Raw genomic sequence first — 17,277 nt, forward strand, 5'->3', positions numbered from 1 at the left:
AAATAATACAAAAAAAGAAATAATATATTTTGATAAAGAATCTAATCTAAGCTTAGAAGAGAAAGAAATCCTAGATAGTTCTAAAGCTAAGCATTCTTCAAAAGTATTTGAGTATCTTCTTGATGTTAAAAATGGCAAAAAAAATATAAAAAAAGAAGATAGAGAAGAGTTTGTAAGAGAAGAAATCTTAGTAGATAAAGATGAAGATAGCAGTTACACAAATGGTGAAACAAATATAAGTAGGTTATATAATATTTACAATGGCAATGATATAAAAAGAAATAAAAAAGCTTTAGTTCCTACTAGATTTAAACTTTATGAAAGTGGAGCTGGAACAAGTAATCCTTTTATAAATGAAGATTATGGAAAAGATGGAATTTTTGGTTTAGGACTTGATTTTGGTTATACAGGTGTTAAAGCTCATATCATCTATAGTTGTTTAAAAATAGCAGAACAATTAAGAGCTTCTGATATAAATCATATTGATGAGTTAGTTTTAGATGTTTTTGGATTTAGTAGAGGTGCTTCTGCTGCTAGGCATTTTGTAAATAGTATATTAAAAGATTGTGAATTAGTAGAAAATGGAAATAAGAAATATAGTGTTAAAACAAAAAAAGATAAAAATATCTTTTCTTCTTTTTTCAAAGATGGTTATGTAATATATAATGGAAATAAAATATTTAATCCCTTTAATACTAAAAATAAAACTTATAACCAGGGAAGAGATATAATTGCTAATCCATACTATGGACAAAAAGAGATTAAAATAGACTCTTTATCTTTTAGGTTTATAGGTATCTATGATACTGTAACTCATCATGGTGTCATACAATCAAATGATTTTAAAGATTTAAATATTGATTTTTTTGAGAATAAAGAAAAAATAGGACAAGTAGTTCATCTTATGGCTGATGATGAGTATAGATATAACTTTGATACTTCTTCTATTTTTACAGATATAAATAAAGAGTTTTATAAAACTAAAGAAGAAAGCCCAAGTAAAGGAAAGAAGTTTGAAGAGTATTATATTCCTGGAGCTCATGCAGATGTTGGTGGTGGATATAATATAGAAGATGAATTAATTCTTTTAACACAAAGAAGAGTTAGTGGTTTTGATATTTCATTTATAAAAGCTAAACTTGAGGCTTGGAATAGAAAATATAATTGGTTAGAGAAAACAACTATTAATCAAGTAAATTCAAAAAAAGATATTTTAAATAATGAAGATGGATTTTATTATTATATAAAACAAGAATATAGAACAAACTATAGTGTTAATACTTTATTTGTTTATATGTATAAGAAACAAGTTTCAAATAAATATGAACACATAGCTTTAAGACTTATGCATGATAGAGCTTTATATAAAGATATTTCTAGATCATTAGACAATGAGAATTTAAAAGATGATTTTGAAAGGGTTCCTTTAGGAAGATTAGATAATTATTGTTTTTATAGGGATGATACATTAGATAAGGTTTATGATATTTTAAAAGAAAGAAAAGAGTTAAAAACTGAAAACCAAGATTTATATAGAAAGTTAAAACATACTTATCTACATCATTCATCTAAATTAAGTTTTGTAAATAAGCCTTCTTATGAAGATAAAGAAACTAATGATTTTTATGGGAAAAGGGTTATTTATTCTGCTAGTGGTGTTAAGTTTACTAGGGGTTGAGTTTTTTTTATACAACTATTATTATAAGTTTTATAAGCTTATTTTAATAGATAAATAAATAGAAGAAATACCTTCTATTTATCTAATTCAACTACATTTAAATAGTCTTTAAAATTTTCTTGACCTAAATTATCAGCTTTATAAGAAGCTATTAAATCAGAAATAAAATCAACTACTTTTGTAGCTTCTACTTTTACACCTGCCTTATGAGCTATTCTACTTCCTTTTTCACCTTGTAAGTGACCACCAAGAAGTACATCATAACCTTCTACTCTATTTCCATCATCATCTCTAACTTTAGTACCAACAAGCCCAATATCAGAAATTTGAGGTTGAGAACATCCATTTCCACATCCTGAAATAGCAATCATAACTGGCTCTTGAAAATCAGGATTTTTTTCTTCAAGTTCAACTACAACTTTTTTTGCATACTCTTTTGTTTCTGTAATACCAAATTTACAGAACTCTCTTCCTGTACATGATTGAAGTCTTGCTCTAAATACTGATGGTTCATAAGGATAACCAAGTGCATCAAATTCATCAGCTAATGCTTTTGCTACTTCATCTTTTACACCATATACAATAAAGTTTTGAGTAGAAGTTAAAGCAATTCCACCTGCATTATATTTTTTACAAATATCACTCATCACTTGAAAATCAACACCAGCAACTCTTCCTGAATTAGTAGCAAAACCTATAAAAGATTCACCCTCTTGTTTAGCTTTATGAATTCCAAATTGATGTCTATTTTCTATTGGAGTTATTTTTGGTTCAACTAAACCTTCTTGTAAAGAATATCCAAGTTTTGATTCAATTTCAGCAACAAATTTTTCTAAGCCCCACTCATTTACAAGATGTCTAACTCTAGCTTTATTTCTATTATGTCTATTTCCATTATCTCTAAAAATTTCAGCACATACAACTGCTACATCTTTTACTTGTTCTGGTTTTACATATCTATTTGCTCTATATGCAATTTGTTTTGATTTTGAAAGTCCACCAGCAAGTGTTAAGTCAAATAATACTTCACCCTTTTCATCTTTAAATGCAGTAAATGCAACATCTTGTATTTCATGAGCAGCTGCATGAGTAGAACAACCAGAAACTCCTATTTTATACTTTCTTGGGAAATTACAGAATCTATCTTCATTTTCATCAAAATAAGTATCAACTTCTTTAGCAATAATACTTGCATCGATAATCTCATCAGGGTCAATTCCACCAAGAGGTGAAGTCATAATAGGTCTTGGGCCATCACCTGATGCCATTCTTGAAGTTAAACCAACAGAGTCTAATAATTTGAAAATTGCTGGAATATCTTTGATTTCTATAAAATGAAACTGTACATTTTGTCTATCAGTAAAATCAACTAAACCTTGTGCATAATCTTGACCAATTTTTGCCATTACTTCTAATTGCTCTGTAGTCATTTTTGCATCTGTTAATTTGATTCTTTTCATAAAATATGCTTTATCTTCTATACCCTCTGCATTTATATGTGGATACATTCCATACCATTTTAAAAGTCCTATATATTCATCTTTTAAGGGTATTCCTTCTTGTGCTTCTTTATACATATCTTCAACAACTTTTAAAGGGTTTCTTGAAGCCTTTAACTGCTCTAAAGCTGATAACTCTTTTTCTGCCATAATACTCTCCTGATTAGTTAAATTTTAACTTAATATATCAAATTTTAATATCATTATAGCTACTTTTTCTAAAAATGTCATTAAAATTAATCTTGATTAATTTAGTATATTATTTATCAAAACCCATTTTTATAGTATTTATAGATTTTATTTATACTTGATTAATATTATTAAGTATAGCAATTTTTAAGATATTTTCATAATATTTTATAAAAAAATAGTTTTGTAGATTTAGCTTTTTATAAAAAGAAAGCTCTATAAATAGGTCTTTTTGAGTATTAAAATCACTTTAAGTTTATTTTTAGCTTTTTATATTGATTTATAGTTTATAATTTCATTAAATAGACTTCTTATTTTATATTAATATGGAGATTAAATTGTCAATTTTATTTTTAGATAAATATATTGATGGTTACAAGATAGAAGATCCTATCATTGAAACTATATATGAAATAGTTTTTAATATAAAAAGAAAAAACTATGATAATGCATATAAACTTATGCAAGAACACCAATTATCTTTTGAAAACATAGTATCACGAACACAAAAATTAAAACTACAAGACCTTACAGAATTTGCAGACTATGTTATAAAATATCTTAAATAAAGAAAAAAAATGAAAATTGAAAAAACATTATCTAATATTTTAGATATAAATATTATTCAAATAAGTAATAATGTATTTTGTTCAAAGTTTTTATTTGATTTAAATATTGAAACTAAACTAATTCCAAATACATATTATGACTATCCTTTTTTAATTATTGATAACTTTTTAACAAAAGAAGAGTGTTCCTTAATTAATAAAGATTTAAAAGATAGTTCTGATTATGAAAAGGCTAAATTAAAGACTTTAGAAAATTACCCCGATAGTCAATTAGATGAAGAGATTAGAAAAACAAATATCTATAAAATCAAAAAGAGTTATTTGAATATCTATAATCAAAGATTTAAAGAAAATCAAGCTAAAATTGAAAACTATTTTAACTTGTGTTTAACAATGGCTTCTAAACTTCAAGCTTTAGAGTATTTACAAGGCTCTTTTTATAGCATACATAGTGATGATTCAAGTATGATTTTCAATGAAGATGAACTTATAGGATTTAAAGCCGTTGCAAAAAATAGAAAACTTTCAACTGTTCTTTTTACCACAACTTATGATAAAAAGATAAAAAATGATGAAAGCTTTAATGGTGGAGAGTTACTATTTAACTTTCTATATGATAAAAAGGGTGAAAATATAAGTATAAAACCAAAAGCTGGACAAATGCTTATATTTCCAAGTAATCCTATATTTTGTCATGAAGTAAAAAAAGTAAATGATGGAAGAAGAATATCTTTAGTTCAATGGCATGATGCAATTTTAAATTAAAGGAATAGTAATGAGTATTAATCCAAATATAAATAAACAAGTTAAAAGCATTATTGAACAAGTTGTGTTTTTAATCACTTCAAAAGAAGATTATGAAAATGCCGCAAAAATAATGATAGAAAACAATTTAGAATTAAGTACTTTAGTAAATCACACATATAAATTAAAAGAAAAAGATATAGCGATTCTTGCAGATAAAATTATCATGAGTAAGTAGAAACTACTTACTCTCTTAACTCACTAAGTCTTTTTAATAGATATTCAAGTTCAGCTCTTTTTTCTATTTTTTCATGAACTTTTTCTTCAATAAAATCAACTACATTTTTATGAAGCTTTAATTTAGAAAGTTTATTGATATTTGTTATTCCTCCTGGATTTAAAACATTAACTTCTAAGATTTTATCTCCAATCATATCAAGTCCTGCAAAGAAGATACCATCAGAAGCCAGTTTTTTTCCTACTTTTGCACAAATCTTTTTCTGTGATTCAGTTAAAATATATTTATGAGCAGTTCCACCTGTTTGGATATTTGCTCTATGTTCTCCATCAGCAGGTTTTCTATGATAAGCACCAATAGCTTTACCATCAAGCATAATAACTCTCACATCACCATTTTCAGCTCCATGAATATACTCTTGTAAAATAACATAGTTTTCACCTGAATCATCAATATAAAAATCAAGTAAAGAGTTAATATTTGATGTTGCATTTTTTTCTAATACAATCACACCTCTTCCTCCTGAACCATCAAGAGGTTTTAAAATCATCTTTTCTTCTTCTGATTCTTCAATAATTTTCTTTATATATTTTTTACTCCCTGAAACATGAGTTTTAGGAAGATATGTATTTGATGGATCATGAAATGTTGTTGTATAAAGTTTATTGTTTGCTTTTCTAATACCATCTATATCATTTATTATTAATGTTTCATTTTTTACTGAATCTAAAAAATTAAAAACCAAAGGTGAAATTGGAGGATCTTTCCTAATCATAATACAGTCAAAAGCATGAAGAGCTGTTAGTTTTATATCATAAGTAACTTTTTTATAAAAAGCAGTTGCTGATTCTGGAAGTTTTCCCTCAATTTTTAGATTCTTAGCAAAACCATGAACAATATTATTTCTTACAGTTAAATCATAAGTATATAAAACAGAAACCTTATGACCTCTTTGCATACACTCTTTTATAACTGCAAGAGTTGAACTTTTTAAAGGCTCTATATTAGCCCAATTTTCAATAATAAATGCAATATGCACTTGAGTATCCTTATTTTAAATTAAAAAGATATTATACAATAAATAAAAAAAATTTAGACAGGTTTTTTTGTATAAATGAGTTATAAAACCCATTTATACTTTTATTTAGTAGCTTAAAGTAGAGTAATTTGAATCAAGTAATGAAGCTGCAACCTTTGGTGGTTTTGCAACTGTAATTCCATCTAATAATACATCTTCTTTTAAATTTGCATTTGGTAAATATAAAGGGCAAACTTGAATTTGTGCTCCTTTTTTCATAATAGCTTTTAACATCATTTTTGGTGACTTATCCATAGGCTTTAAAACAACACTTTTTTTACCCTTTACAGCTAAATCTCCAGCACTTGAACAAAGAGTCATTTTTACTTCTTTGCCTTGTTTTAATGTCATCATAGATAAAACCATAGCCATTTGCTGTGTTTGTGCATCTTTTGATGTTAAAATAACGTTTAATCCTTTAGTATCATTTGCAAATAAATTTGCACCTATTAAAAATATTCCTGCTAAAAAAGCAACTAATAATTTCTTCATATATACTCCTTAAAAATTTGTGATTTAATTATATAGTTTAAAGCTTATATTATAATTAAAATTAATTTTATTAATATAAGTAAATTTTATAATAATTAAATTTAAAAGACCCCATATATTTTAAAATAAACAAATAAAAATACTTTTTTGACTATAATACAAAAAAATTAGCAACTAAGAGTATAAATGGAACTAACACAACAACAACTAGAAGAGTTTAATGAAAATGGTTTTTTAATCATTGAAAACTTTGTAGATGAAAAACTTTGTGATGAGATTTTAGAAAAAGCAAAAGAACACTTGAACAAAAAGCAAGCACCTATTGAAACAGAACAAGAGTATATGCAACTAAGTGATGAAAATATTACGGTTAGAAGACTAAGACAAGTTTATGATAGAGAAGATATTTTTAAAGAATGGATGACAAATAAAGATATAAGACCTATTTTAAAACAAGTACTAAATGATACTCCTGTTTTAACACTAGCTCATCATAACTCAATCATGACAAAACTTCCACACGAAAGTACAAGAACTTACTGGCATCAAGATAGAAGATACTGGCACTTTGAAAATGACAATCTAGTGTCTGTATGGTTAAGTCTAGGTGATGAGTTTATAGAAAATGGTTTATTAGAGTTTATTCCCAGAAGTCATAAAATCAACTTCTGTAAAGAGTGTTTTGATGAAGACTCAAACTTCTTAGATGACCATGAAGAAAACAAAAAAATCATTGCTAAAAAAACCCACAAAAATCTAAAAAAAGGAGATGTAGTACTTTTTCACTGTAAAACACTTCACCATGCAAGTAAAAATAAAACAGATGAAGCAAAAATCTCTTTTGTTTATACAGTAAGAGCTCAAAGTAACAAACCTTTAAAAGATACAAGAAGTGATTTTAAGGAAGTTATACTTGACTAGTAAAATCACAACATTAATTGCCCAAAAAACAAACCTTAGTTCAAAATCAATCACAAATATAATCAACCTTCTTGAAGAAGGTTGTACTATTCCATTTATTGCAAGATATAGAAAAGATTTTACAGGTGGAGCTACAGATGAAGAGCTTAGAGTTTTTGAAGAAGTTTTTCAATACTCACAAAAGCTTTTATCAAGAAAAGAAGAGATAATAAACCTTTTAAAAGAGAAAAACTTTTTAAATGAAAAGGTTCAAAAACAACTAGAAGAAGCTACAACACTTCAAGCTTTAGAAGATATATACACTCCATTTAAAGATAAAAAATCATCAAGAACAAGCACTGCAATAGAAAATGGATTAGAACCCTTAGCAAATATAATCCAGTGTTTAAAATATACAAATGATGAGATAAATCAAAAAGCAAAACAGTTTTTAAATAAAAATATAAAATCAACTGATGATGCAATACAAGGTGCAAAAGATATAATAGCTCAAAGATATGCAGATGATTTTAAATCAAAAGAGATTATTAGAAATATCATTTCAAACTGGGGAAGCTTAGAAGTAAAAGAAGCAAAAGAGTTTGATAAAAATGGTGTTTATTCAAGTTTTGCAGGTCAAAATGAAAAAATAAAATATATTAAAGCCCATAGAACTCTTGCTATTTTAAGAGCTGTAAATGAAAAGCAACTTAGTATAAAAGTTGATATTGATGAAAAACATATATTAGAAAATATCAAAAAATACAAAATTCCATCATGGGCAAACAGTTCAAAAGATATAGTTTTTGAAGCCTACAAAGATGGTCTTAAAAGACTTCTTCTTCCAAGTCTAAAAAGAGAAGCAATAGCAAATCTAAAAGAAAAAGCAAACAAAGAAGCAATAGAGCTTTTTGGAAAAAATCTAAAAGAGTTACTTCAAACAGCACCACTTATAAATCAAGTAATTTTAGGAATGGATCCTGGATATAAAACGGGATGTAAACTAGCAGTCATAGATGAAAATGGACAATATTTAGACTCAAATGTAATCTATCCTACAAAACCAAAAGAGGATATAACAAACTCTTCAAAAGTAGTATGTGAACTAATAAAAAAACATAATATCACAGCAATAGCCATAGGAAATGGAACAGCTTCAAGAGAAACAGCCTCTTTTATAGCAAATCTAATAAAAGAAAAAAACTTAGATATAAACTATGCCATAGTTAGTGAAATAGGTGCTAGTGTATACTCAGCTTCAAAAATAGCAATACAAGAGTATCCAAACCTAGATGTGACAATAAGAGGTGCTATTTCTATTGCCCAAAGATTAAGAGACCCAATGGCTGCACTTGTAAAAATTGACCCAAAATCACTGGGTATTGGTCAGTACCAACATGACGTAAATCAAAAAGAGTTAAGCCAAAAACTTGAAAATACAACAATTGACCTTGTAAATAAAGTAGGAGTTGATTTAAACTCAGCTTCATATAAACTATTATCTTTTATCTCAGGGATTAGTGAAAAACTTGCAATAAACATAGTAGAACATAGAGATAAAATCAAAAAATACACAAGTAAGAAAGAGCTTTTAAAAGTAAAAGGTATAGGTGAAAAAGCATACATCCAAGCAGTAGGATTTCTAAGAATAAAAGATGGAAAATCAATCTTAGATAATACAGCAATTCACCCAGAGGATTATGAGCTAACTAAAAAACTACAAACATCTTATGATATTAATAGTATTATTGATTCACAAATAGAGCAAATATCAAAAGAGCTAAACACAACACCACTAAAACTAAAAGACATAATCCAAGAACTTAAAAAACCAGGTTTTGACATAAGAGAAAACTTCAACCAAGTACAGTTTGCAAGTGATGTAACATCAATAGAAGAGTTAAAAGAAGGCTTTATCCTAAGTGGAATAGTAAGAAACATCACAGACTTTGGAGCTTTTGTAGATATAGGACTAAAAAACGATGCCCTACTTCATATCTCACAAATAAGTAATAAAAGAATAAATCACCCAAGCGAAGTTCTAAGTATCAATCAAAACTTAGAGAAAATAAAAGTTATAAGTGTTGATTTGGAGAAACAAAGAGTTGGATTGAGTTTGAAATAAAAGTGAGTATTAAAACTCACTTCTATTTTTTGTTTACTTTATAGTCTCATAGAATAGCAAAGACCTGATATTTTCCAATCATTATCTTGATATTTAACTTCAAAATTTACAGCATCACTAGGAGCTACTTTAAAAGGTGCTAACCAAACTGTAAGAGAATCTTTTGCATTTGTTTGCCATAAAGAAACTTGTGTTTTTGTCATAAAAATACCAATCATTGAAATTTTTTCAGTGTTATTATTTTTAGCTTTAGTAGTACAAGTCCAATCACCTAATGTTTTACTTCCACTATACATATCATTTCCAATAGCTAAAGGTTGAATATAATCTTTTGAATCTTTTGGAATAACTATATGCGTACTTTCTTTAGAACAAATTATTTTACTTAATTTATTAATTAGTTTTTTAGGTTCATTTATTTCTTTTTTTAAAAGCTCTGATTCTAATTCATTGATTTGTTCATTTGACATTTCACAATGATTTGTTTTTAAAAAAATACCTTTTTTTGTACTCTCAAGTGAGGATTTATGAGTTTTTGTTATCATAGATAAAATGTCTTTTTTTATTTCATCTACAGGGTTAGCAATAACTGCTGAAATACTAAATGATAAAATTACCATTACAGATAAAAATTTTTTCAAGATTTTCCTTTAATATAAATTCCTTAGAATTTTAGCAAGGGATACTTAAAAGAATTTTTAATTTATTAGTAATTTAAAGATATTGATTACAATTATTGAAATTTACAATTAAAAAATTATTTTTTAAAACTAGAGAAAAAATTCTCTAGTTCTTAAATGCAATTGCATCTACTTCAACTAAAACATTTTTAGGTAAAGTTTTTACTGCTACAGTAGCTCTTGCTGGTGCATCTTCTGCTTTAAAATATTGTGCATATACTTCATTAAAAGCTACAAAATTATCCATATCTGATAAATAACAAGTTGTTTTTAAAACATTATCATAAGAAGAATTTGCTTCTTCTAATACAGCTTTTAAATTTTCCATTACTTGAATAGATTGTTCTTTTATTCCACCTTCAACTAATTCCATAGTTTCAGGAACTAATGCAATTTGTCCTGATGTAAAAACTAAATCACCAAAAGATGTTCCTTGATTGTATGGTCCTATTGCATCTGGTGCTTTATTTGTAGATATGATTTTCTTCATTATTATAATCCTTTATATTTTTAAAATATGATTATACTTTTATTTCTCTAAAGGAAAGAATAATTCAAAATCTCTTTTTATATGACAAAGTGTTTCTTGATTTGCTAACCTAAAACCTTTATACTCTAAGGCAGCTATTACTACTGCTTTTGAATAAGCTAAAACTGTTTCATCTTCAAGATATTCATTAATTTTTACCCATTTTGCATCTAATATTTCTTGAGTATCTTGTATATTTATTTCAAAAGATAGTGGTTTTGCTAGACAAAGTACATACAAATTTGACTTATGAAACTGATGTGGATAGAAGTGACCCAGTGAGATTATAGACTCAAACTCTACATCTATTCCCGTTTCTTCTAAAACCTCTCTTACACAAGCAGTTGAAATCATCTCACCATTATCTATATGACCACCTGGAAGTTTAAAGCCTATAGTTGATATTTTTTCTTTTATTACTAAGAGTTCATTATTATCATTTATTACAACTGCTCCTACTCCTAAAGTATGATTAGCAGATGTTGGAACAATAGCATTTTCTTTTAGTCTTTTTACAACTAAAATATAATCCTCATCACAAGAGTGAAAGAAAAAACCTCTTTTAGTTGCAATAGGTATAAAATCTGATTTTTTTATATCTATATATATCCAAATTAAATTTCTTCTATTTATTGTTTCTTCTATTAAAAAGTCAAGATTTAATTCAAACTCTTCTTTAGATTTCGGCAAATCCTTTGAGTCTATTGTAATCCCATTGTATGGATCAAGAACAGTAGAAAAACAAGCTATTTTTTCAACACTAGAATTATTCATATTATCACCTCTTCAATGATAATATGATAACTAAAATGAAATTAAATCTATTAAAGAGTATGCTATTACAAGCATTAAAATACCAATAAGAATATCAAGTATTTTCCAAGTTATTGGTTTTTTAAAAAGTGGTATTAAAGCCCTTGCTCCAAAACCTAAAAGTGTAAACCAAAAAGCAGAAGCACTCACAGCACCAAGTAAAAAGTAAAGCTTCATACTATCTTCTACATTTGCACCTATTCCACCTATCAAAAGTACTGTATCAAGATAAGTATGAGGGTTTAAAAAAGTGAAAACTAAAAGCATAGTAATTACTTTTTTTAAAGGATTAGTTTTTACTTCATCATCTATTTTCATACTTTCATTTTTTAAAGCAGCTTTAAAAGATAAAAGAGCATAAACACTTAAAAAAACTATTCCAATTATAGCAATGCAGTTGATTAAAAGTTGATTTCCTTTTATAAAAAACCCAAGTCCTAAAACTCCAGCTGATATAAGTAAAAAATCAGCTACAACACAGATTAATACAGCAACCCAAACATATTGTCTTAAAAGTCCAAGCTTCAAAACATAAGCATTTTGAGCTCCAATTGCTACTATTAAAGAAATAGTTACAATAAAACCTTTAAGATATATATCAAGCACCCCAGTAACCTTTTGCAAGATTTACTATACCACTTATTATAAACTGTACAGCAATAGCACCCACTATTAATCCCATAAGTTTTGTAATAATATTTTGTCCTGTAAGACCTAAATATTTTTTAATATATATTGAGTTTTTTAAAATTATATAAAACAATGCTGCATTTACTAAGAAAGCTAAAGTAATTGATACTAAATCTACAAAAGTATTAGCTTGATGTTTAAAAATAATAATAGTAGTAAAAAGACCTGTACCAAATGCAATTGGTATTCCAATAGGAATAATTGCTAATTCCTCATCATCTTTTTGCTCTTCTGTATTACCATTACTTTTAGGTTTTGATGGCCCATTTACCATAGAAATAGCCATAAGAATAAGAACTAATCCACCCATAACTTTTAATGAATTTTCATCAATTCCAAAAAGTTTTAAGATAGCTTCACCAGTTATTATCACTACAAAAAATGCAATTACGATTGTAAGTGTTGATTTATAAGCTACTTTAGAAACTTGTGTTTTAGTGATATTTGTACTCAATAAAGATAGTGCAATAGCACTTATCCCTATTGGATCCATAATCGCAAAAAACGTTATAGATTGTTGTAAGAAAGTTGAGACAAGTTCCAATTAACTCATCCCACCTTTTGCTTTCATTTTTTTCTCTAGTCTATGTCCTATATAACTCAGTGTTGATGTTATACATAAATAAAGAACTGCAACAACTATCCATGTTTCAAAGGGAGAAAAAGTATTAGCAACAATCTCTTTTCCTACTTTTGTTAAATCTGTAATAGAAATAACAGAAACTAAAGATGAGTCTTTAATAAGTGCTATCATCTCACCAACAAGTGTTGGTAATGCTCTTTTGAAAGCTTGAGGTAAAATAATATATCTCATAGCTTGATATTTCGAAATACCTAGTGAATTTGCAGCTTCTAACTGTCCTTTATCAATAGACTGTATTGCACCTCTTAAAATCTCAGCCATATAAGCACCAAAGAAGATACCCAGAGATAATACACCTGCAATAAATCTATCAAGTTCAAAAATATTCGCAACTATAAAATAGAATAAAAATATTTGAACAAGAAGAGGTGTTCCTCTAACTATAGTGATATATACGGATGCAATATCCCTTAAAAATACTAATGATGATAGTTTCATCATCGCAACAACTATACCTATTACAAACGTAAGTATTGCAGCAAAAAATGATATTTTTAGAGTTACCCAAAGTCCATTTAAAATAGGTCCTGCTTTTGTTTCAGTTTTTGAAGCAATATAATCATATTGATATACATCACTTCCCACTTCATAATCAAATAAAAAACTACTATCTAAATTTTTAAGTTCTACTTTATCATTACCTTTGATATAGTACTTTCCATTTTCTAATACTAGTTTTCCATCTATTGGTGCTTCAACACTTATTGTTTGTTCATAAACAAAATACTTTGGAACAGAGTTCCACTTCCATACATAATTCATATTAGCCGCAGCTAAATAGAAAAAATACCCAATTGCTAGATAAAATGCTAGGGCAATAAAATGCCCTAGATTTTTATTTTGTGTCCACGATTCTTTTCTTGCCATTTATTATTGAACTCTTTTTAACCAGTCAGTGTCTTTTAGCCACTTTTGGTTTAATTTATTATAGAAATCTACTACTTTATCTTCTTTTACTTGTCTTAAGAAATTGTTTAACCAGTTTAAGAAATCTGGATCACCTTTTCTAATAGCCCATCCTAATGGTTCATAAGTTAAAGGCGTATCAAGGTGTACTAATTTCCCTTTACCTTTATCACTCATAAATAAAATATTATAAGGCTGGTCATAAACAATTGCATCAGCTTTACCATTTAAAACTTCACTAGCAGCGTCTGCTTCTGTTTCAAATGTAATAATCTTTGCATTTTTAAAGAATTTTCTAGTCGCAACTTCACCTGTTACTCCAAGTTTTGTAACTACTGTATATTCTGGTTTATCTAAATCTTTTGCAGATTTTATTTTTCCTTGTAACTCTTTTTTCATCATAACAGTTTGACCTACAACCACATAAGGGTTAGCAAAGTTAACTTTTAAGTTTCTTTGTTGAGTAATAGTCATACCTGACATAATAATATCACATTTTCCAGTTACAAGAGCTGCAATAATCCCATCCCATGCAGTAGCTTTAAGACTTAGTTTAACACCCATCTCTTTAGCCATTCTCTTAGCCATATCCACATCATAACCTATGATTCTTCCTCTTTTGTCTTTCATCTCAAAAGGCATATATCCAGGCTCTAAACAAACTTGTAATTCCCCTCTTTGTAAAATCTGATTCAAGGTAGATTTTTTCCATAGGTTAATATCATCTGCAAGTGAATTAACACTAGCAAAGACACTTATTACAAAGAATGCAACAAACAGTTTTTTTATACTTTTCATCTTATCTCTCTCCTTAATTTAAGATTGACTTATTGCACTCTTTTAAGCCATTTTGTATCTACAAACCATTTTTGATATAGTCTGTCATGTAGATTGATTACCTTATCTTCTTTTATTTGTCTTAAAAAATTATTTAACCAATTTAAAAAATCAGGATCACCTTTTCTAATAGCAAAAGCTAAAGGTTCAAAAGTTAAAGGTTTATCCAGATGAATTAAAGAGTCTTTACCTTTTCCATCCATAAATACAGTATTATATGGTTGGTCATTTACAAAAGCTGCTGCTCTTCCACTTAATACTTCTGATACAGCTTCACTTTCTGTTTCAAAAGTAACAACTTTTGCATTTTTAAAAAACTTTCTAGCTGCAATTTCTCCTGTTTGACCTAAAACAGCTGTGATTGTATATTTTGAATTATCTAAATCTTTAGATGTTTTTATTTCATTTTTATAGTTTTTATTTAATAAAACTGTTTGTCCAACTACAATATATGGATCAGAGAAGTTTATTTTTAAATTTCTTTGCTGAGTAATAGTCATACCTGAAATAATAATGTCATATTTATTTGTAAGTAAACCTGCAATAATCCCATCAAATGCTGTCTCTTCTATTTTAAGTTTTACTCCCATTGCTTTTGCCATTGCTTTTGCAATATCAACATCATAACCTATAATTCTTCCTCTTTTATCTTTCATCTCAAAAGGCATATATCCAGGTTCTAAAGCTACAGTTAATTCACCTTTTTGAATTATCTTGTTTAATGTTGATTTTTTCCAAAGGTTAATATCATCCGCAAATACGCTTGTTGATACAACTAATAAAAATAAAGCTACAATCTTTTTTATCATTCTATTTTTTCCTATAATTTGGTATTTTTTAATTTGAATTAGTGAACTAAAATTTCATTTAAGAATTTTTTGGCTCTTGGAGATTCTGGATTATTAAAAAACTCACTTGGAGTATTTTCTTCAACAATAATTCCTTCATCCATAAACACAATTCTATCGCCAACTTCTTTTGCAAATCCCATTTCATGAGTAACACAAACAAGTGTAAAGTTTTCTTTTGCTAAATCTTTCATAACAGATAAAACATCACCAATTGTTTCAGGGTCTAAAGCTGATGTTGGTTCATCAAATAGTATTACTTTTGGTTTCATTGCTAAACTTCTAGCAATTGCTACTCTTTGTTTTTGACCACCTGATAAATCAGCAGGATAAGAGTTTGCTTTATGATCAAGTTTTACTTTTTCAAGTAAACCCATAGCTATTTTTGAAGCTTCGGCATTTGACATATTTTTAACCAAAGTAGGTGCAATAGTAATATTTTCTAAAATAGTTAAATGTGGAAATAAATTGAAGTGTTGAAATACCATTCCTACTTCACTTCTAATCTCTTTTAGATTTTTTTTACTAGCATGAATATCGATTTCATCAACAATAATTTCACCTGAATCTATTTCTTCAAGGCCATTTATACATCTAATTAATGTTGATTTTCCAGATCCAGAGGGACCACAAACTACAACTATTTCACCTTGCTTTACACTAAAGTTTATATTTTTTAAAACATGGAAATCGTCATAGTATTTATCGATATTTGTCATTGAAATTATATTATCACTCATATACTCTCTCTTTTTTAATTGAAGCTTAAATATTACTGAAAATAGTTTTAAAGTTACATTAACTGTTTATTATATGTATATTTTATACCATTTATATAAATAAATTGTATATAAAATGATATAATTCCGTTTTTATTTTTTAGGAGAGTTTATGACTAAATCAAAACTTTATGAATATAGAGCAGATTTATTACTTTTAACAGTTGCTATAGTTTGGGGAATAAGTTTTCTTATGGTTCAAGAAGCTATAAATACTACACCTGTTTATGCATTTTTATTTTATAGATTTGCCCTTGCAGCTTTTTTAATGTTTATAATTGCTTATAAATTTTTAAAACAAACAAATATGCAAACAATTATTTTTGGTATTACATTGGGTATAATTCTTTTTTCAGCTTTTGCTACTCAAACTTTTGGACTTATATTTACAAAAACATCAATTGTAGCTTTTATCACAGGACTTAACGTAGTTTGTGTTCCTTTTTTAGCTTATTTTATATTCAAAGACCATGTAAGGAAAAATGTATTTATAGCTTCTTTAATAGCTGTAGTAGGACTATATTTTCTCTCTATGAGTGGAACTTTAAGTTTAGGAAATGGAGAATTTTTAGCTTTAATTTGCGCTGTATTATTTGCATTACATATTATCTTTACAGGAAAATTTTCTGTGAAAGTAAATGTATTTATTTTAGTATTGGTACAATTTACAACAGTTGCAATTCTTTCACTTTTATTTTCACTTTATTTAGATGATAAAACATTTGATTTACCTTATGATTATAATTTTTTTAAAGCAGTAATAGTAACAGCTGTATTTGCTACTGTTTATGCTTTTTTAATTCAAACATATATGCAACAATTCACAACTGCTACTAAAACAGCTGTTATTTTTACTATGGAACCTGTAAGTGCTGCTATTTATGGTTATTTTGTAGGAGGAGAGATACTAAGTCAAATTCAAATTTTTGGTGCAGTGTTAATTATCGTAGCAACTTTAGTTGCAGAGTTACGATTTGAAAAAATAAACAAATAATATTTATGCTCTTTTAATGCGATACTACTTTGCTACTATTCTTAAA

General features: G+C 27.3%; 19 protein-coding genes. 7 read left to right on the plus strand and 12 right to left on the minus strand.

Annotated elements, in window-relative coordinates; all coding sequences use genetic code 11:
• Positions 1 to 1,678 (plus strand): T6SS phospholipase effector Tle1-like catalytic domain-containing protein (locus ACH5BK_RS09035; protein ID WP_404306581.1); only part of this gene is annotated, 1,678 nt, incomplete at its 5' end.
• Positions 1,679 to 1,752: 74 nt separating this feature from the next.
• On the opposite strand, the gene ACH5BK_RS09040 is transcribed toward ACH5BK_RS09035, so the two are convergent.
• Positions 1,753 to 3,327 (minus strand): nitrite/sulfite reductase, encoded by a 1,575-nt coding sequence (locus tag ACH5BK_RS09040; RefSeq protein WP_404306583.1) that lies wholly within the window; start codon positions 3,325 to 3,327, stop codon positions 1,753 to 1,755.
• 377 nt (positions 3,328 to 3,704) lie between these two features.
• Here ACH5BK_RS09040 and ACH5BK_RS09045 point away from each other — a divergent pair, with 377 nt between their 5' ends.
• The 3 genes from ACH5BK_RS09045 to ACH5BK_RS09055 are packed head-to-tail and all read left to right on the plus strand — an operon-like array spanning position 3,705 to position 4,917.
• On the plus strand, positions 3,705 to 3,935 hold the full coding sequence (locus ACH5BK_RS09045) for a hypothetical protein (protein WP_404306585.1): 231 nt from the start codon (positions 3,705 to 3,707) through the stop codon (positions 3,933 to 3,935).
• Between the two features lie 9 nt (positions 3,936 to 3,944).
• The gene (locus tag ACH5BK_RS09050) at positions 3,945 to 4,700 is read left to right on the plus strand and encodes a 2OG-Fe(II) oxygenase (protein WP_404306587.1); all 756 of its coding nucleotides are present in this window, start codon (positions 3,945 to 3,947) and stop codon (positions 4,698 to 4,700) included.
• 10 nt (positions 4,701 to 4,710) lie between these two features.
• The gene (locus tag ACH5BK_RS09055; protein ID WP_404306588.1) at positions 4,711 to 4,917 is read left to right on the plus strand and encodes a hypothetical protein; all 207 of its coding nucleotides are present in this window, start codon (positions 4,711 to 4,713) and stop codon (positions 4,915 to 4,917) included.
• A 7-nt stretch (positions 4,918 to 4,924) separates the two neighbouring features.
• Here ACH5BK_RS09055 and gshB read toward each other — a convergent pair whose 3' ends face one another.
• Positions 4,925 to 5,956, minus strand: a complete 1,032-nt coding sequence (gshB, locus tag ACH5BK_RS09060) for a glutathione synthase (RefSeq protein WP_404306590.1) — start codon at positions 5,954 to 5,956, stop codon at positions 4,925 to 4,927.
• Between the two features lie 105 nt (positions 5,957 to 6,061).
• Complete coding sequence (locus ACH5BK_RS09065; RefSeq protein WP_404306592.1) at positions 6,062 to 6,487, minus strand: hypothetical protein; 426 nt, start codon at positions 6,485 to 6,487, stop codon at positions 6,062 to 6,064.
• A gap of 186 nt (positions 6,488 to 6,673) precedes the next feature.
• Between ACH5BK_RS09065 and ACH5BK_RS09070 the strand changes: the two genes are divergently transcribed.
• Positions 6,674 to 7,408 carry a phytanoyl-CoA dioxygenase family protein gene (locus ACH5BK_RS09070; protein ID WP_404306594.1) on the plus strand — a complete coding sequence of 245 codons (735 nt, stop codon included), beginning with the start codon at positions 6,674 to 6,676 and terminating at the stop codon, positions 7,406 to 7,408.
• Positions 7,401 to 9,512, plus strand: a complete 2,112-nt coding sequence (locus tag ACH5BK_RS09075) for a Tex-like N-terminal domain-containing protein (RefSeq protein WP_404306596.1) — start codon at positions 7,401 to 7,403, stop codon at positions 9,510 to 9,512. The genes ACH5BK_RS09070 and ACH5BK_RS09075 overlap by 8 nt, the downstream gene beginning before the upstream one ends.
• 38 nt (positions 9,513 to 9,550) lie before the next feature.
• Here ACH5BK_RS09075 and ACH5BK_RS09080 read toward each other — a convergent pair whose 3' ends face one another.
• The 9 genes from ACH5BK_RS09080 to ACH5BK_RS09120 all read right to left on the minus strand — a co-directional run bounded on the left by ACH5BK_RS09080 (position 9,551) and on the right by ACH5BK_RS09120 (position 16,186).
• On the minus strand, positions 9,551 to 10,153 hold the full coding sequence (locus ACH5BK_RS09080; RefSeq protein ID WP_404306598.1) for a hypothetical protein: 603 nt from the start codon (positions 10,151 to 10,153) through the stop codon (positions 9,551 to 9,553).
• 145 nt (positions 10,154 to 10,298) lie between these two features.
• Positions 10,299 to 10,682, minus strand: coding sequence for a RidA family protein (locus tag ACH5BK_RS09085; protein ID WP_404306600.1), 384 nt, complete (start codon positions 10,680 to 10,682; stop codon positions 10,299 to 10,301).
• 39 nt (positions 10,683 to 10,721) lie between these two features.
• Positions 10,722 to 11,495, minus strand: coding sequence for an NUDIX domain-containing protein (locus ACH5BK_RS09090; RefSeq protein WP_404306602.1), 774 nt, complete (start codon positions 11,493 to 11,495; stop codon positions 10,722 to 10,724).
• Positions 11,496 to 11,525: 30 nt separating this feature from the next.
• Positions 11,526 to 12,140 carry a LysE/ArgO family amino acid transporter gene (locus ACH5BK_RS09095; RefSeq protein ID WP_404306604.1) on the minus strand — a complete coding sequence of 205 codons (615 nt, stop codon included), beginning with the start codon at positions 12,138 to 12,140 and terminating at the stop codon, positions 11,526 to 11,528.
• The gene (locus ACH5BK_RS09100; RefSeq protein WP_404306606.1) at positions 12,133 to 12,768 is read right to left on the minus strand and encodes a MarC family protein; all 636 of its coding nucleotides are present in this window, start codon (positions 12,766 to 12,768) and stop codon (positions 12,133 to 12,135) included. The genes ACH5BK_RS09095 and ACH5BK_RS09100 overlap by 8 nt, the downstream gene beginning before the upstream one ends.
• Entirely contained in the window at positions 12,769 to 13,734 is a 966-nt protein-coding gene (locus tag ACH5BK_RS09105; protein WP_404306608.1) for an amino acid ABC transporter permease, read from the minus strand.
• Between the two features lie 3 nt (positions 13,735 to 13,737).
• Complete coding sequence (locus ACH5BK_RS09110; RefSeq protein WP_404306610.1) at positions 13,738 to 14,571, minus strand: transporter substrate-binding domain-containing protein; 834 nt, start codon at positions 14,569 to 14,571, stop codon at positions 13,738 to 13,740.
• 29 nt (positions 14,572 to 14,600) lie between these two features.
• Positions 14,601 to 15,419, minus strand: a complete 819-nt coding sequence (locus ACH5BK_RS09115) for a transporter substrate-binding domain-containing protein (protein ID WP_404306613.1) — start codon at positions 15,417 to 15,419, stop codon at positions 14,601 to 14,603.
• Positions 15,420 to 15,457: 38 nt separating this feature from the next.
• Positions 15,458 to 16,186 (minus strand): amino acid ABC transporter ATP-binding protein, encoded by a 729-nt coding sequence (locus ACH5BK_RS09120; RefSeq protein WP_404306915.1) that lies wholly within the window; start codon positions 16,184 to 16,186, stop codon positions 15,458 to 15,460.
• A gap of 163 nt (positions 16,187 to 16,349) precedes the next feature.
• On the opposite strand from ACH5BK_RS09120, the gene ACH5BK_RS09125 reads away from it, so the two are divergent.
• Positions 16,350 to 17,231, plus strand: coding sequence for a DMT family transporter (locus ACH5BK_RS09125; protein WP_404306615.1), 882 nt, complete (start codon positions 16,350 to 16,352; stop codon positions 17,229 to 17,231).
• Positions 17,232 to 17,277: the final 46 nt, after the last annotated feature.

The sequence above is a fragment of the Arcobacter sp. YIC-80 genome (assembly GCF_044841725.1).
Lineage (GTDB): Bacteria > Campylobacterota > Campylobacteria > Campylobacterales > Arcobacteraceae > Arcobacter_B.

Excerpts from the sequence above, each read along its gene's own strand:
- ACH5BK_RS09105 (WP_404306608.1), bottom strand. The coding sequence starts at position 13,734 with ATGGCAAGAAAAGAATCGTGGACACAAAATAAAAATCTAGGGCATTTT.
- ACH5BK_RS09085 (WP_404306600.1), bottom strand. The coding sequence starts at position 10,682 with ATGAAGAAAATCATATCTACAAATAAAGCACCAGATGCAATAGGACCA.
- ACH5BK_RS09065 (WP_404306592.1), bottom strand. The coding sequence starts at position 6,487 with ATGAAGAAATTATTAGTTGCTTTTTTAGCAGGAATATTTTTAATAGGT.
- ACH5BK_RS09125 (WP_404306615.1), top strand. The coding sequence starts at position 16,350 with ATGACTAAATCAAAACTTTATGAATATAGAGCAGATTTATTACTTTTA.
- ACH5BK_RS09055 (WP_404306588.1), top strand. The coding sequence starts at position 4,711 with ATGAGTATTAATCCAAATATAAATAAACAAGTTAAAAGCATTATTGAA.
- ACH5BK_RS09040 (WP_404306583.1), bottom strand. The coding sequence starts at position 3,327 with ATGGCAGAAAAAGAGTTATCAGCTTTAGAGCAGTTAAAGGCTTCAAGA.
- ACH5BK_RS09090 (WP_404306602.1), bottom strand. The coding sequence starts at position 11,495 with ATGAATAATTCTAGTGTTGAAAAAATAGCTTGTTTTTCTACTGTTCTT.
- ACH5BK_RS09110 (WP_404306610.1), bottom strand. The coding sequence starts at position 14,571 with ATGAAAAGTATAAAAAAACTGTTTGTTGCATTCTTTGTAATAAGTGTC.
- ACH5BK_RS09070 (WP_404306594.1), top strand. The coding sequence starts at position 6,674 with ATGGAACTAACACAACAACAACTAGAAGAGTTTAATGAAAATGGTTTT.
- ACH5BK_RS09050 (WP_404306587.1), top strand. The coding sequence starts at position 3,945 with ATGAAAATTGAAAAAACATTATCTAATATTTTAGATATAAATATTATT.
- ACH5BK_RS09115 (WP_404306613.1), bottom strand. The coding sequence starts at position 15,419 with ATGATAAAAAAGATTGTAGCTTTATTTTTATTAGTTGTATCAACAAGC.